Below are 16,086 nucleotides of genomic sequence, written 5' to 3' on the forward strand. Positions count from 1 at the left end.
TGAATCCCTGCTGGCACTTATTTACCAGCAACGACTTCAATCTCTACCAATGCGCCCTTCGGCAGTGTCTTGACGGCAACAGCTGAACGGGCAGGATATGGTTCTGCAAAGAACTCTGCATAGACGGTGTTCATGTCGGCAAAGTCATTCATGTCGGCCATGAATACCGTCGTTTTCACAACATCATTCATTGACAGACCTGCCTCTTCAAGGATAGCCTTCACGTTGAGTAGCGATTGGCGTGTCTGCTCCTTGATACCTCCTTCTGCAAACACACCTGTAGCTGGGTTTATGGGAATCTGTCCTGAAGTGTAAACGAGATTTCCTACTTGGATGGCCTGACTATACGGGCCAATGGCAGCTGGTGCTTTTTTGGTGCTAATTATCTTCATATTGTTTTCATTGATATATTGACTTCGAAGCCAAATTTCCTAAACTTTTTTGAAATTTTCTGCAAAAATAGCAAATTTACAGTAAAAATAAAAAAAATCTCCATTATCTTTAGTATCTTTGCAACTGTGAAAACTATTCGAAGACAAATATCTGCATGTATTTTGTTGGCAGTATTCCTGCCGATGCTGGTATTTTCATCGCTTCATATTCACGAAATCCCACAGACGACTGATACAGAATGTAGTGACTGCGTGCATCATAATTGCCACGGTCACCTGTCAGTTATGGCAACTTGGGCGCACGACTGCGTGCTGTGTCAGTTCCTCACATTGCCGATGTTGACTGCTGTCATGATGGCAGTCATGGTATATGTTCATGTATGTAAAGAATATCATGCGCGGCCTTTGTGCGGAAGCCGTACCGCCTGCTGTGGCTCCAATATCACCAGGGGGCCCCCTTTGGTCTGATTTCCTTAGAATTTTACATACATTATTATATACATCTCTTTAATCAAATCACAGAATGAAAATGAAATGCATTCTGCTATTGTTGTGTATATGCACGGCAGTGGCAGCCCAAGATAGTTTAAAACATCATCATAAGGAGGACTCGACGGATGTATTTTTCCGCCATTTGCAACTGAACGAACTGACAGTAACGGGTGTGACGGGCGACACAAAACTAAAACACGCCACGGCACCCGTGTCGATTATCTCACCCCAGGTGTTACGGGCTACCGCCTCGACAAACATCATCGATGCCATTGCGCACCAGCCTGGTGTCAGCCAGCTAACCACGGGCGGCAGCATCTCAAAACCCATTATCCGCGGACTGGGTTACAACCGGGTTGTGGTAATGAGCGAAGGTGTGCGACAGGAAGGACAGCAATGGGGCGATGAACATGGTGTGGAAGTCGATGGAAGCAGTGTAGGCTCGGTAGAAATTCTGAAAGGTCCAGCTTCACTGATGTACGGATCGGATGCGATGGCAGGTGTGGTTATCCTGCATGCACAACCTACATTGGCAGAGGGTGAGCTGAGGGCCAATATCAGCACGGAGTATCAGACCAACAACGGCCTCTTTCACTACTCACTACAAATGGCGGGTAACCAAAAAGGGTTCGTATGGGACGCCCGCTACAGTGACAAGATGGCTCACGCTTATAAGAACAAGTATGACAACTATGTGCCTGGCTCACAGTTCCGTGAACGTGCAGGGCGCCTGATGTTGGGTATTAATAAGGCGTGGGGACACTCACGACTCACATGGACGGCCTATCACCTGACACCGAGTATCGTAGAGGGTGAGCGTGACCCTGAGACGGGAGAATTAGAACATGAAGTGGGCTGGACAGGACATCAATACAGCAAGTCGTTGCCTTTCCAACAGGTGAAACACTACAGAGCCGTGTGGGACAACTCGTTGAGTCTCTCATCGGGCTATCTGAAAACCATTATCGGCTATCAGCAGAACTGCCGTCAGGAGTTCGAGGAGAGCGAGGAAGAATATGAATTGTATTTAAAACTACACACGCTGACTTACGACCTGCGTTACATCACCAACGAGTGGAACGGCTGGAAACTCTCAACGGGCATTGGTGGTATGTTCCAGAAATCAGGCAATAAGGGCGAGGAATACTTGATTCCTGACTATCGGCTCTTTGACTTCGGTCTCTATGCCACAGCCACAAAATCCATAGGCGACCAATGGACTCTCAGCGGAGGTCTGCGTTATGACCACCGACGACTGCATGGTTATGAGCTGATGGAGGATGGTGAGATGCGCTTTGCAGATTTCACGCGTCACTTCAATGGCCTGACAGGCAGCATTGGTGCCGTATGCAATATCAACGACCACTTTAACCTGCGCCTGAACCTCGCCCGTGGCTTCCGATCACCCAATATGAGCGAATTGGCCTCAAACGGTGTTCATGAGGGCTCTATCCGCTATGAGTTAGGAAACCGGAAGCTTAAGGCCGAATACAGTCTGCAGGCTGATCTCGGACTTGACTTCACCTCACGCTATGTCTCTGCACAATTAGCACTTTTTGCCAACCGCATTGACAACTACATCTTTATAAGAAATGAGGGGCAAGAGGTAATAGGTGAGAGAATGGACTATCCCGTTTATGTCTATACGCAGGGCGATGCCCGTCTGCTGGGTTTTGAGGCCGGTGTGGATTTCCACCCCGTCCACTCCGTTCATTTCTCCAACTCTTTCTCCTATGTTGATGCTCAACTGTTGCATGCTGATGCTAATACTAAGTATCTTCCCTTTACACCTGCACCTAAATGGTCATCTGAGTTAAAGTGGGAACTCTTTCACCATTCGCACAACACGGTTCATCATCACCACACCTCCGATGCTGCCCATCGTTCACCATTCAACAACCTCTACCTTGCCGCAGGACTTGACTGCTATCTGAAGCAGTCGAACATCTATAGTGCAGACGACACTGAGACGGTGACACCAGGCTATGCCCTGCTTTCTCTATCAGCAGGCACCGACATTCAAGTGAAAGGCAGGAAGATTGCAGAAATCTACATCACAGCCGACAACTTACTGAACAAGGCCTATCAGAACCACTTAAGCCGACTGAAGTATGCCGATGAGAATGTCATTACCGGCCGTCGTGGTGTCTATAACATGGGACGTAACATCACGTTCAAGGTAGTGGTACCAATCATTCTGTAACGTAGCCACCGAGTGGCTGTTTTACAAAGCATAGCAACTAAAAGAACCCTCACGATGGTGAGGGTTCTCTACATTGTAACGAAGTGGAAGTGGAGGGAATCGAACCCTCGTCCACACGAGGAAACCATACGCTTTCTACATGCTTATCTTGGCCTTCATTTTCGTGTTGCAGCAAGACCCAAGCCACCAACTGCAACCTTATCCTCTAAATCTCATCAGATTATCGAGGCCTAACCTGACTATTCCCGATTTACCTGCACCGCTTGACCCTCAGATTCGGGACAACATCCTTGGAGCGATGTCTCGTTCTCCTACCTTGTAAGAGAATTAGGCCAGTAAACTACTGTACTTCGTTTAGGCAGCGAGAGCGTACTTTGTTTCGCCAATTAATTTTCTGACCGACGTGATTATGGAGTCCACAGTCGTCACTCCGCATGCTTACGTACCATCTCGGCTCGCTGTCAAATCCAGTCACCCCCAAGATAAATATCGTAATTGGACTGCAAAAATACAACATATTTTCGATACAACCATCGTTTTCTCGGAAAAATTAGTTATTTTTGCACAATATTTTAAAGGACATCGTGTTCTTATATAATAATAATGCGAATAAACATGAAACGAATCTCTACAATCATACTCTGCCTGCTAATGGTATCGGCCGTCACATGGGCCCAGTCCGGCATGACAGATAACCAAGTGATGGACTATGTCATTGAGCAGAACGCCAAAGGAATTTCACGCCAGCAGATTGTCACGCAACTGATGCAACGTGGTGTCACCATCGAACAGATACGTCGCATCCAGAAAAAATATCAGAAGCAGATCAAGAATGGTTCTCTTGGTGCTGAGGATATCACAGCAGGCTCAAAGGCCGTCAAGAACCGTATGCGTGAATCAAATGGCGAAAAACGCGAAGAGCAGGCGAAACAGGATCAGAAAAAAGCCTCTCAGTACCGTGTCAAGGACAGCAAGTATGAGACTTACAAGAAGAAGCAAAAGCGTACTTACGACGAGAATGACAAGGAGTTCACGGAGATGGACGACGCAATGGATTTCATGATGCCAGACTCGCTGAAGTACTTCCTAAAGGAGGATGAGGAGAAAGAAGAGAAGCGCAAGATATTCGGTCACGATGTCTTCAACAACAAGAACCTGACCTTCGAGAGTAGCATGAACCTCGCTACTCCGCAGAATTACCGTCTAGGTCCTGGTGATGCCGTCAATGTAGATATATGGGGTGCCTCACAGGAAAGTGTCACTGAGACTATTTCGCCAGATGGTACCATTACTATTGAAGGCATTGGTGTTATTCAATTGGGTGGACTCTCCGTCAGTCAGGCAAAGGCACGACTGAGGAAAGTCCTCGGTCCCCGCTATCAAGGTTCTCAGATTGACCTGACACTTGGACAAACACGTACCATTACCATCAGTGTGATGGGCGAGGTAAAAGTGCCAGGAACCTATACGATGTCAGCCTTTGCCTCCGTCTATAACGCACTATACATGGCTGGCGGCCCAAACGAGATTGGTACGCTGCGTAATGTAAAGGTATTCCGTCGTGGCAAGCAGATTACCAATGTCGACGTCTACGACTTCCTGCTCAATGGCAAGCTGTCGGGAGATGTACGTCTTCAAGACAACGACGTAATAACCGTCGGTCCATATGAAGCCCTGGTCAATATCACAGGTAAGGTAAAGCGCCCGATGTTCTACGAGATGAAGAAAACGGAAACTGCTGCTACCCTACTCCGCTATGCCGGAGGATTCACTGGTGACGCTTATACCAAGGCTATACGCATCAACCGAAAGGCTGGCAACCAGTATTCCGTATTCAGCGTTGGCGAGTTTGACATGACCCAGTTTAAACTGATGGACGAAGACTCTGTCAGCGTTGACTCCACTATGAACCGCTACCGGAACATGGTTGAGATTAAGGGTGCTGTATTCCGTCCTGGCATGTATCACGTAGGAGGAAACATCAGCACCGTAAAGGCGTTAGTAGAAGCTGCCGACGGTCTGACAGAAGGAGCTATCTCACAGCATGCCATCATGCACCGCATGAGAGTAGACCGCACTTTGGAAATGCTAAGTGTCGACATCCGTGGCATTCTGGAAGGAACGACACCCGATGTTCCCTTGCGCAATGAAGACGTGCTTTACATTGCCAGTCGTGAGGAGAAAATACAGAAACAGACCGTCACCATCACCGGAGAGGTGCTTTACCCTGGTGTCTATAAATACGCAGCTAACGAGAGTGTAGAAGACCTCATCCTACAGGCAGGAGGACCTACTGATGCAGCTTCGTTGGTTAAGGTGGACGTTTCCCGTCGCGTCAGCAATCCGCAAGCAACAGAGGCAGGCGACCAGATAGCACAGACCTTTAGCTTTAAGCTGACTCGCGACTTCAATATTGCAGAACAACCAGACTTCAGACTGATGCCGTTCGACGAGGTATACGTACGCCGCAGTCCCAACTATACCGAACAGCAAAACGTCACTGTTGAAGGTGAAGTACAGTTTGAAGGCACCTATACCCTATCCAGTAAGGGTCAACGATTGAGTGAGCTCATCAAGCAAGCTGGCGGGTTGACCAACCGAGCCTATCCTGAGGGCACCAAGCTTCTCCGCCTGATGACCCCCGAAGAGAGTGAGCAAATGGAAGTTGTGCTTCGTACCGCTCAGCGTAATTCCGGTCGTGACTCCATTGATGTCAAGAAGCTCATGACAAATGCCAATTACCCCGTGGGTATTGAGCTCGACAAAGCCTTGAAGAATCCCGGTTCTGAGGATGACCCCATTCTGCGTGAAGGCGACCGCATCGTCGTTCCCCGCTACGATGGTTCCGTCAAAATCAATGGTGAGGTACTCTATCCCAACACCGTATATTTCAAGGAAGGGAAAGATGCCGACTATTATATCAACTTAGCAGGAGGTACCACCTCTAGTGCCAAGAAGAGTCAGACCATCATCATCTATATGAATGGCATGGTAGCCCGAGCCGACCGCAAGCACAAGCCCCGCCCAGGTTGCCAAATCATTGTTCCCACCAAGCGTCGTGGTCGCACACTTGGCATCACCGAATGGATGAGTATCGGCACAAGCGCAGCCTCTCTCGGTACCATGTTCGCCACTATTGCTAACCTGTTGAAGAAGTAAGAAGTATGGAAGATAAGAAGATTATTAATATCAATATAATTGATGTTATCAAAATACTTAAAGAAGATTGGCGCAAAGTATGCAAATACTCTAGCATAGCGGGTATCATTGGTGTATTACTAGCTTTCGGCACCCCAAAAATCTACAAATCGACTGTTGTTCTTGCTCCAGAAGAGTCTGGCAGCGGATTCTCCGGAAGTATTTCCTCATTGGCAGCCATGGTGGGTATGAACATGAAAATAGGGCAGACGGGAGATGCCTTATATCCCGAGATTTATCCAGACCTGATGGCATCGACTAATTTTATTGTCGGACTGTTTCCCGTAACAGTAACAACCCAAAAGACACACAATACTTTCACCTATCAAGAATATATAAGTAAGCACCAGAAACTAGCTATTCATGAATACCCTTCAGCCCTACTACATAACATTATTGAAAAGATAACTTCTGAAGAAACGCCAAAATCTGGCCATAAGCCTAACCCCTTTCAACTGACGAAGAAAGAGGATGAAATTGCCAAGAATATAAAAAGCAAAATAGATTGTACTGTTGATAAGAAAACAAATGTCATCACTATTGTTGTGGAAGACCAGGACCCTCTAATAGCAGCGACCGTGGCAGACTCTGTACAGATGCACCTTCAACTAGCCATCACAGATTACCGCACAAAAAAAGCGAGAGTAGACTTGGAATATATGGAAAAACTTTTCCAAGAGGCCTATCAACAATATACAAAGGCACGTCAGAAGTATGCAGCATTTGGAGATGCAAACAGCAATGTCGCCTTACAATCAGTCCAATCAAAAATGGATGATTTAGAAAATGAAATGCAATTGAAATACAATATCTACCAACAAGTAGTAGAGCAACTGCAGTTGGCTAAGGCAAAAGTACAAGAACGTACCCCTGCCTTCACGATTGTGCAAGGAGCAACAGTCCCTATCAAACACAGTAGCCGTCCGAAAGTCGTCACACTGATTATTTGGATGTTCCTCGGTCTCATTCTTCGTTTAGGAATGCTTTTATGGAGAAATCGACAACAATTTATTAATATATAATAAGGTTGAAAAAACATCCTTATATCACAGCAATTCTCATCGCCACCCTATTAGCTATAGTAGTGTGGCTTTGTGTGCCTAAAGAGTACACTGCCGTCACAAAAATTAGTGACGAGTACCAAGAGACGGATCTTGCCATTGGTCTTTCAAAGATACAGGCCAACATTAAAGAAGCCATTGGTAGTGCCAATAATGGGATTAATGACATGGAGACCTATTGTAAAGTCTTAAAAACTGAAGATTTTGCCCGTTCCATATCACACAAGCAGGTTCCCAATAAAGGAGTAACCTATGGAGAGTATCTTGCTGAAAAAGATACCATTGAAATCATACAAGCCCATATAAACTACAACTATAGCAGTAAACACGAAACACTAACTATAGGCTTTTCAGACAACGATCCTGTCATTGCAGCACAAATGCTAGATAGTGTTACTGCGGAATTACAAACAGTTATTACTCGATCTCGCCGTCAAGTCATTGAAGCAGCAATAAAAAATGCTGAGAAAGAATTATCAAAAGCATCCCAACTGTATAAAATGGCCCAAAAAGAATATGCTTCTTTTACAGATTCTCATTTTTCAACCACTTCGAAAAGTGTTTCTGAAAAAAAACATGCCATACAGCGCGACCTGACATTAGCACAAAGTCTTTACGAAAAAGCTGTTAAGCAGTATTCGCGGCAGATTGCACTAAAACAACGCACCTATCATTCTTTTACCATCATACAGTCAAACACAGTCCCTACCAATAGAAATGACCATTTTGCAAATTTTCTTTTTGCATTTGTCATTATTGGCCTGTTTGCTACAACAGCCTTTCGTCAATACTCATTAAAGAAAAAAAATGATACTTTATCCTTGGAAATGGGTGATTTTTTTTCTCCTTGGAGTCTTACTTTTGCTATTTGGGGTGGTTTATTTATTATGTACTTCCTACAAGGTACTTTGGATCCTATCGGTCCACTATTCATTACAAATTTTCTTCTATGGATAGGTACTTTTATTCCAGCATCTTTACTTACTTTTATATTAACAAAAGATGAAAGTAAGGCAAAACCCGTATGGCGCGGAAAAAGTATTGATGTTAATATGAATCTATTCTATGTCATTTTAATTGTCTCACTACTCTTTACAATACTTTATGCAAAACGGATATATGAAATAGTTAGTCAGTTCGATACAGAAGATTTATTGTATAATATTCGTTTGTACACTATCTACAAAACAGAATCGCCAGGAATATTAATTCTCACTCAAGGAATAAATTTTTCTTTATTTTTAACTGCAATATGGCTTTATCCTAAAATATCTAAATGGACTATAGTCCTTATTGTCGCTATTAATTTACTCCTTGAATTCTCCATGATGGAGAAAAGCGGTATTCTCATCATGACTTTGAGCACGCTATTCGTATTGTATGAGAAACAAACCATCAAAATACGCTCCATAGGACTTACTCTCTTAAGCATCATTGTCCTATTCTTTTTCTTTAACATGTCGAAAGAATCCCAAGATCAAGATTCTGTTGATTTTATAGACTTCTTGGGAATATATGTTACGTCACCCATAGTAGCCTTTGAAAAGTTACAAATAACCATTACCAATGGTTGGGGAGTAAATACATTCAACGACGTATTCCCTTATTTACGATACCTGGGCATCCATCTCGAGAGCATAGAACGTCTTCAGGATTTTGTCTATGTTCCAGTACCAACAAATGTATATACCATCATGCAGCCTTTTTATAACGATTTTGGATCAAAAGGGGTCGCTGTTTTCGGCATTCTATATGGCTGGGGTGCTGGATATGTTTATCGCAAGTTTTACGATGGTAGCAGTACATATAAATGCATTTATACATTTTTGATAGAAGTCATCATTATTCAATTCTACAATGAGAACCTGCTACAGCAGTTCCATATCGTTCTAGAGACATTCTTCTTTGTTGTCTTACTGACTGCCACCAGTCACAAAAAAATTACAAAAGAAACAGCAAATGAAGTTATTTAATAAAAATGACATAAGAAGCAATAAGATATACAAGAATGTAGCATTTTCATTCTTGTTAAAATTCATTGCCACCATCATTCTGTTTGTAATGGTACCTCTTACTTTAACATGTTTAGGGAACTATCAAAATGGTGTTTGGCTAACTATTAGCAGTCTTCTTATTTGGATTGACCAAATGGACATTGGTTTAGGAAATGGTTTGAGAAACAAATTGTCAATAAGCATAGCTCATCATGACATGGAAGAAGCTCGCAAAATGGTTTCGTCCTGTATGGCAATGCTAACCTGTATTATTATACCACTTGCAACATTTCTATTGTTTCTCATTCAAATAACAGATATATATGCATTTTTCAATGTTGAACCTGAACGCATACCCACTCTCAGAACAGCTTTACAAGCCGCTGTTATTTTTGTATGCATGACTTTCATCTTCAAACTGATTGGTAATGTATATATGGGAATGCAAGCCCCATCCATCAGCAATCTCATTATTGTAATAGGACAAGGCTTGGCTTTATTTTCCACATGGATTTTGCTTAAGACGGGAAATGCCACTTTCCTTAATGTGGTCATCGTAAATACGGCAGCTCCTTTGCTCATTTATATGATTGCCTACCCCATCACCTTCTACAAGGTATTTCCTACACTACGCCCCTCCTTGTCTCTCATCAACTTACGTTCTGCCCTATCTTTAGGCAATCTTGGTGTTCGATTCTTCTGGTTGCAGATTGCCGGTGTCATTCAAATGATGACGGCCAATATTCTCATCTCCAACCTCTTTTCTCCTGAGATTGTTACTCCTTACCAGATTGCATATAGATATTTCAGTTTGGTCTTAGCCGCGTTTACAGTTATCTGTATGCCTTTTTGGAATGCCACCACAGACGCTTATGAACGAGATGACATTCAATGGATTCGAAAGGCTGACAAGCGAATGGGGTTTGTCGTCATAATACTAGGACTGTGCCTCGTTTTGATGGTAACAATCTCACCATTTATATACGATTTATGGATTGGCGATAAATGCGAGGTGCCATTCGGAATAACATTGATGATGGCTATCTACACCTTTATTATTATTGCAAGCAGCCGATATTCTTATTTCCTAAATGGTATCGGTGCCCTTCGGCTTCAAATGTACATGACGGTAACCGTATTGTTCTTCATACCACTGGCATGGCTGGCAAGCCACTTGACGCATGACATCAATTATTTCTTGGCCGTTATGTGTCTGTGTATTACGCCAAGCTGGATTGTCAACAAGATACAGTTCAATAAGATAATTAATGGAAAGGCGACAGGATTATGGAAGAAATAAAAGACAAGATATCCATTATCACAATCTGCTATAATTGTGCTTCTGATTTAGAACGCACTATTAAGAGTGTACTTACACAAACATATAGTAATATAGAATACATCATCGTGGATGGCGGAAGTACTGACCACACGCCACAAGTCATAGACAAATATAAAGATCGTATCAAATGCATCATCAGCGAGCCTGACGATGGGATTTATGACGCATTAAACAAAGGTATCAGAAAGGCTTCCGGCGAATGGATTTTATGCTTAAATGCAGGAGATGTTTTACGCAACAGCCAAGTTTTAACAGATGTCTTTTCTAACGAAATACCTGATGATATTTCTTTTCTATATAGTGACTATGTGCTCACTTTCGGCAACGGAAAAACTGAGACACGCCATTGCGACAGGAACAAAGGAATTATCCATCACCAGAATTCCATATACAGACGCAACTTGCATGAAACTTACGGATATTACATCGTAACGCATCCCTATATTGTTAGCGACCTTTTGTTCTTTCTGGCAATTCCTGAGAACAAGTTCCTAAAAATGAATACAATTATTGCAAATGTTCAGTTTGGCGGTGTATCTAATGGACAATGGTGCACAATACAGCGATGGGCTGCTCATATCATTTATGGCAAAGAGACATTCCCAAGTGTTTTCAGGCAATATGCCCTTATGCAAATTAAGAATTTCGTAAAGTTCGTGCTACATATTAAACATTAACATTCCACATGACAGCAGATTTGCAAAAAAGCAAGATAACCGTACTCATGTCCACCTACAATGGAGAGAAGTATCTTACGGAGCAGATAGAAAGCATTCTCAATCAGAGGAATGTTGATATCAACTTACTCGTACGTGATGACGGTTCTACTGACCAAACACTAACCATACTGAAGAAATATCAAGAAAAAGGTGCCTTAGAGTTTTACACTGGCAAGAACCTTGGTCCACAGAGAAGTTTCCTGCATCTGCTGCAAAATGCTCCACAATGTGACTATTATGCCTTTGCCGATCAAGACGACGTATGGTTGGAAGACAAATTATATTCTGGCATCTCACAATTGGAGAACGCCAAGGGAAAGCCTGCCCTATATTTCTCACAGACACAACTGACAGACGAGAATCTACGCCCCATACCCAGCATTATCATCCATCCGAAACTGACCTTTGGCGAAATGTTGGTTTACAAGTTTATAGGAGGATGCACCATGATTCTCAATCATCCACTACGGAAAGTTATTGGGACATTTATCCCTGTCAATATGCCCATGCACGACCTTTGGGTATATTCCATAGCATTGGCAGCAGATGCACATGTTGTCTTTGATCCAAATTCCCATATACTATATCGTCAGCACGGTAACAACACCATAGGACAAGGACAAGGTTTCATCTATGAATGGACACTGCGCCTCAAGCGCTTTGCAACAAAGAAAAATGACAGATACAGCCAGGCCCAGGAGCTTGCCAATGGATATCTTTCCATCATGTCTGAAAAAAACGCAACCTTACTAAAGTTGTATCTGGAAGGAAAACAGAATTGGAGAAAGCGCTTGTCTCTTATGACAAATAAAGAACTGCGTTGTGCTGACAGAACTACGCAAATACTTTTTTGGATTAATGTAGTCTGTAACAAGTACTAAAACAATTGAGCCTGCTTAAGTTAAACGAAAACAACATAGAATAGAAAAAACAAGCGAAAATGATTTCATTAGTTGTGTACTTGATGACCTTGACAGGCATCAGCACCGCCTCGGCGCAGACCCTCGTGCTGCACCATGACGATGGCACCACCACCGACGTGGAGCTTTACCTGATGCCTCACATCCAGTTCCAGAACGACCATGTGCTAATCACCTCCTCGGTGCTCGATATGGACTATCCCAAAGAGAACGTCTTGCGGTTCTCATATAAAGGGGTGACCACTGATGTGAAGGCCGTGAAGCGCGATGCCGACTACTCACGTGAGAACGGTCAGCTGGTGTTCCACGGCATCGACCAGACCGACAAGGTGGCAGTCTATAACACGAACGGCATCCGAGTCCCCGTCCGCTTGATCCGTTCGGGCAACGATGTGACCCTTCCCCTCGCTTCCATCCCCTCTGGTGTGTATGTGCTTTCAGTTAATGGTCGGACCTCTAAATTCTCGAAACCATGAAGAAGTTCTTCCTTACCATGATGTTTGCCGTAGCAGCTATGGCAGGCATGGCTCAGACTATTGGCGAGGCTTTCTATGTTTATCGACATGACGGACAATGTTATACGTTCCTCAGAAATCAAGTAGATTCTATTGTTTATTCTCATATCAACGCTGATGGTGTGTTTCATGATGAAGTTGTTACCCAACTGATTTACACTAAAGATAGTATCAGTAAAATGCCATTATTGGAGGTTGATGGTATTGGATTTGTTAATATGGAAGATTTCTATACTTCCTGTCCCGGCTCCAACCACCCTCACATGATAGACCTTGGCCTGCCCAGCGGCACGAAGTGGGCCTGCTGCAATGTGGGGGCCAGTGCACCTGATGAATATGGTAACCATTATGCTTGGGGAGAGACCCAGCCGAAGAGTTCGTATTATGAAGTTACTTATTCATATTTTACTGGAAAAGACACTGATTGTGACGGCTGGTTTGATAATAGGATTTTCTCAGTAGTGGATATCGGCAGCGACATTGCTGGTACAATCTACGATGCCGCTACCGCCAACTGGGGCGCTCCTTGGCGCATGCCAACTTTGGAGCAAATGCAGGATACGACCTCTATTTGGACTTCTGAGAACGGGGAAAATGGTTGGAAGTTCACAGGTTCTAATGGCGGCACAGTGTTCCTTCCTGCTGCTGGCTACCGCTGGCATGGTGAGTTCCACTACGCCGCAGGCTCATGGGCCAACTACTGGTCGTCGTCGCTTTATGATGGCCAACCGCACTGGAATACTCAATTTGAGTTATCAGCGAATGACTGGTCGCACTGGGCATGCGACCTGGACGGCTACTCGGAAAGCGTAGGCTTGTCCGCCTGCAGCCGCGCCACCGGTTTATCTGTGCGCCCCCGTGCGTAAGAACTGAGCATGCTTCCAATGATGTAAAAAAGCCGTTTCCTTAAGTAAGCTCAATAAATGTTTATCTCATGAATATACTTCCCAAAATTTCTGTTATTACTATATCCTACAATAGTAAGGATACTATAGAAAAGACTATTAATAGTGTCATTTCACAAGATTATGACAACAAAGAATATATTGTGATAGACGGGGGCTCCAAGGATGGGACAACAGACATCATTCGACAATACAGCAGTGACATCTGCTTCTTTGTCTCTGAGCCGGACCATGGAATCAGTGATGCCTTTAACAAAGGCATCAGACATGCCACAGGAGACCTGATTGTTCTTATCAATTCCGACGATTATCTGTTACCGGAAGCATTAAAGAATGTGGCTCAGCATTATGACACAGCAACAGACATCTTTTGCTGTAACCTGTTACTGTGGAATGAGGATTCTGGTGAAAAACGTATTATCAAGCCATCAACAGACTTCCCCACCATGCCTTTCTTCCGTCGTCCTGCCCATCAAGGTGCATTCATCACGAAAGCATTATATGAGAGGATAGGTCTTTACGATACAAAGATACGCTATGCGATGGATCTTGACTTCTTAATGAGGGCGACAAAGCATCATGCCATATTCAAGCATATAGACATCAATGTGGCAGTATTCCGATTAGGAGGTGCCACAGACGAAAGTATTTTCAAGAAAAAAAAAGATTATCTGACAATCGTACGAAAAAATGGTGGATCACGGCTACAATCTTATCTATTCTATGCCTTTCTTGTCATCACCCAGACAACAAAGAAAGCCCTTCGTCTTTCCGGCATTGACTGGGTTCGAAAAATAAGATATCGTCCGGCCTGCCATTTAAGTCTATAGCAAGACAATAAACACACCTCATTTCCGTTTTGTAAAAAAAACACCGCGAATGAAGATATGTATACTCACACCACGCTTTCCCATGCCTGAATGTGGAGGCGACTTGCTGAGAATCAACTATATTGCCCGGCATCTAAAGTCACAAGGCCATCAGTTGGTATTGGTGTCATACACAGAAGAGACACCTGACATTGATGCTGCCCAAGAATTGTATGATAAGGTCTATACCGTAAAACGCAATAAGATAGCCTCTATATTTTATTCTGCCCTGTTTATGCTGACGGGACGCCCCATACAGTGTGGCTATTATTACTCATGGGCTTTCAACAGCCTCTTTAAGAAAATTATCCAGAAAGAAAAGCCCGACCTCTATATCTCCCACTTGCTACGTATGGTGCCTTTCTTGGAGAATGCAAAGCTACAAGGAAAATCTATCATTGAAATGACCGATGCCTTGTCAAAAACCTATGCGTTGGCTACAGGAGCGAAAGGCAACAATCTGCTTCAGAATATCTATAAAATAGAGAAACATCTGATTGCTAAATACGAAAAATTTGTCATCAGACGTTATCCTAAAATTGTACTGGTATCTCTGTCAGACATCGACTTCCTCAGCAGCAATATGAAGGGGAAATACACAGAAGCGTTGGAACTTCATACCAATGGTGTGGAGTATTTGTCAGAAACCATCAATCATACTGATACGAAAAAGATATGCTTCATCGGTCACATGCAGTCTCTTCAAAATCAGGACGCCGTTCTTCATTTCGTCAACGACATCTTTCCGCTCATTTTGGCCAAGAAACCCGACATGAAGTTCTACGTCGTTGGAGCGCATCCTCCCAAGAGCATCCTGAAACTCGACAATGGAAAAAATATCTTTGTTACTGGGTTTGTAGACGATCTCAACAAGTTTGTTGCCGACTCCTGTATTGCCGTTGCGCCTGTGCAAATCGCAGCAGGCATACAAAATAAAGTTCTTGTAGCTTTGGCTAACGGCATTCCCGTTGTCTTGACCTCACTAATAGCAAAAGCCATTCCAGAACTACGCGACGGCGAGAACTGTTTCATACGAGATGACGACCTGTCGTTTGCCGAAGCATGTCTCTCTCTTCTCGAAGATATTAATCTTCGCGCCAAAATTAGAGAACAAGGCCGCCATACAGTTATTGAGCACTACTCATGGCATTCAAAACTATATGGTTATGAACTATTTGACAAGCATTAAGATTATATCAGGGATAAATATTATAAAAACACTTGCATATCTCAAGAAAAAGTCAAACCCTTGCCGCATCGTACCCCATTTTAGACCTAACTTACCTCCAATACAACCTAGTACTAGCCTCTATTCTTGTGCGATTGAACTACATTTGATATACGTTTGTTGTCCGTTCATGAATCGAACAACAATCGGACAACAAACGGACAACAGTGGGAGGAAGAGCGAAGGAAGGGTTTGGAAAAGTTGGAGATAATATGGAGTGTGATATGACAGGAATTAGAGTAGAATTA

General features: G+C 43.5%; 13 protein-coding genes and 1 other RNA gene. 12 read left to right on the forward strand and 2 right to left on the reverse strand.

The features are described 5' to 3' along the window. Positions 1-17 precede the first annotated feature (17 nt). Positions 18-392, reverse strand: coding sequence for a RidA family protein (locus BLU47_RS03390; RefSeq protein ID WP_091958440.1), 375 nt, complete (start codon positions 390-392; stop codon positions 18-20). A 285-nt stretch (positions 393-677) separates the two neighbouring features. Here BLU47_RS03390 and BLU47_RS14480 point away from each other — a divergent pair, with 285 nt between their 5' ends. Further along, positions 678-860: a hypothetical protein gene (locus tag BLU47_RS14480; RefSeq protein WP_143025444.1), complete on the forward strand. Its 183-nt coding sequence runs from the start codon at positions 678-680 to the stop codon at positions 858-860. 61 nt (positions 861-921) lie between these two features. After that, positions 922-3,087 carry a TonB-dependent receptor gene (locus BLU47_RS03395; protein ID WP_091958954.1) on the forward strand — a complete coding sequence of 722 codons (2,166 nt, stop codon included), beginning with the start codon at positions 922-924 and terminating at the stop codon, positions 3,085-3,087. Positions 3,088-3,168: 81 nt separating this feature from the next. Here the strand turns inward: BLU47_RS03395 and ssrA are convergent. After that, positions 3,169-3,566, reverse strand: a transfer-messenger RNA (tmRNA) gene (ssrA, locus tag BLU47_RS03400). Between the two features lie 136 nt (positions 3,567-3,702). Between ssrA and BLU47_RS03405 the strand changes: the two genes are divergently transcribed. The 10 genes from BLU47_RS03405 (at position 3,703) to BLU47_RS03450 (ending at position 15,799) form a co-directional block, all read left to right on the forward strand. Further along, positions 3,703-6,246 carry an SLBB domain-containing protein gene (locus BLU47_RS03405; protein ID WP_091958956.1) on the forward strand — a complete coding sequence of 848 codons (2,544 nt, stop codon included), beginning with the start codon at positions 3,703-3,705 and terminating at the stop codon, positions 6,244-6,246. Positions 6,247-6,251: 5 nt separating this feature from the next. After that, complete coding sequence (locus BLU47_RS03410; RefSeq protein WP_091958443.1) at positions 6,252-7,307, forward strand: chain-length determining protein; 1,056 nt, start codon at positions 6,252-6,254, stop codon at positions 7,305-7,307. A gap of 5 nt (positions 7,308-7,312) precedes the next feature. Next, positions 7,313-9,319, forward strand: coding sequence for an O-antigen polymerase (locus BLU47_RS03415; protein WP_091958446.1), 2,007 nt, complete (start codon positions 7,313-7,315; stop codon positions 9,317-9,319). Continuing rightward, positions 9,306-10,640 carry a lipopolysaccharide biosynthesis protein gene (locus BLU47_RS03420; protein ID WP_091958448.1) on the forward strand — a complete coding sequence of 445 codons (1,335 nt, stop codon included), beginning with the start codon at positions 9,306-9,308 and terminating at the stop codon, positions 10,638-10,640. Before BLU47_RS03415 ends, BLU47_RS03420 begins: the two co-directional genes overlap by 14 nt. Further along, positions 10,628-11,359 (forward strand): glycosyltransferase family 2 protein, encoded by a 732-nt coding sequence (locus BLU47_RS03425; protein WP_255402076.1) that lies wholly within the window; start codon positions 10,628-10,630, stop codon positions 11,357-11,359. The genes BLU47_RS03420 and BLU47_RS03425 overlap by 13 nt, the downstream gene beginning before the upstream one ends. An 8-nt stretch (positions 11,360-11,367) precedes the next feature. Further along, positions 11,368-12,282 (forward strand): glycosyltransferase family 2 protein, encoded by a 915-nt coding sequence (locus BLU47_RS03430; RefSeq protein WP_091958452.1) that lies wholly within the window; start codon positions 11,368-11,370, stop codon positions 12,280-12,282. Between the two features lie 59 nt (positions 12,283-12,341). Continuing rightward, complete coding sequence (locus BLU47_RS03435; RefSeq protein ID WP_091958455.1) at positions 12,342-12,797, forward strand: T9SS type A sorting domain-containing protein; 456 nt, start codon at positions 12,342-12,344, stop codon at positions 12,795-12,797. Then, positions 12,794-13,702 carry a hypothetical protein gene (locus BLU47_RS03440; protein WP_091958458.1) on the forward strand — a complete coding sequence of 303 codons (909 nt, stop codon included), beginning with the start codon at positions 12,794-12,796 and terminating at the stop codon, positions 13,700-13,702. Before BLU47_RS03435 ends, BLU47_RS03440 begins: the two co-directional genes overlap by 4 nt. 68 nt (positions 13,703-13,770) lie before the next feature. Further along, a complete protein-coding gene (locus BLU47_RS03445; RefSeq protein ID WP_091958460.1) occupies positions 13,771-14,571 on the forward strand; it encodes a glycosyltransferase family 2 protein in 801 nt (266 codons plus the stop codon). Between the two features lie 49 nt (positions 14,572-14,620). Further along, the gene (locus tag BLU47_RS03450; RefSeq protein ID WP_091958463.1) at positions 14,621-15,799 is read left to right on the forward strand and encodes a glycosyltransferase family 4 protein; all 1,179 of its coding nucleotides are present in this window, start codon (positions 14,621-14,623) and stop codon (positions 15,797-15,799) included. Positions 15,800-16,086: the final 287 nt, after the last annotated feature.

Source organism: Prevotella sp. tc2-28, assembly GCF_900107705.1.
GTDB lineage: Bacteria > Bacteroidota > Bacteroidia > Bacteroidales > Bacteroidaceae > Prevotella.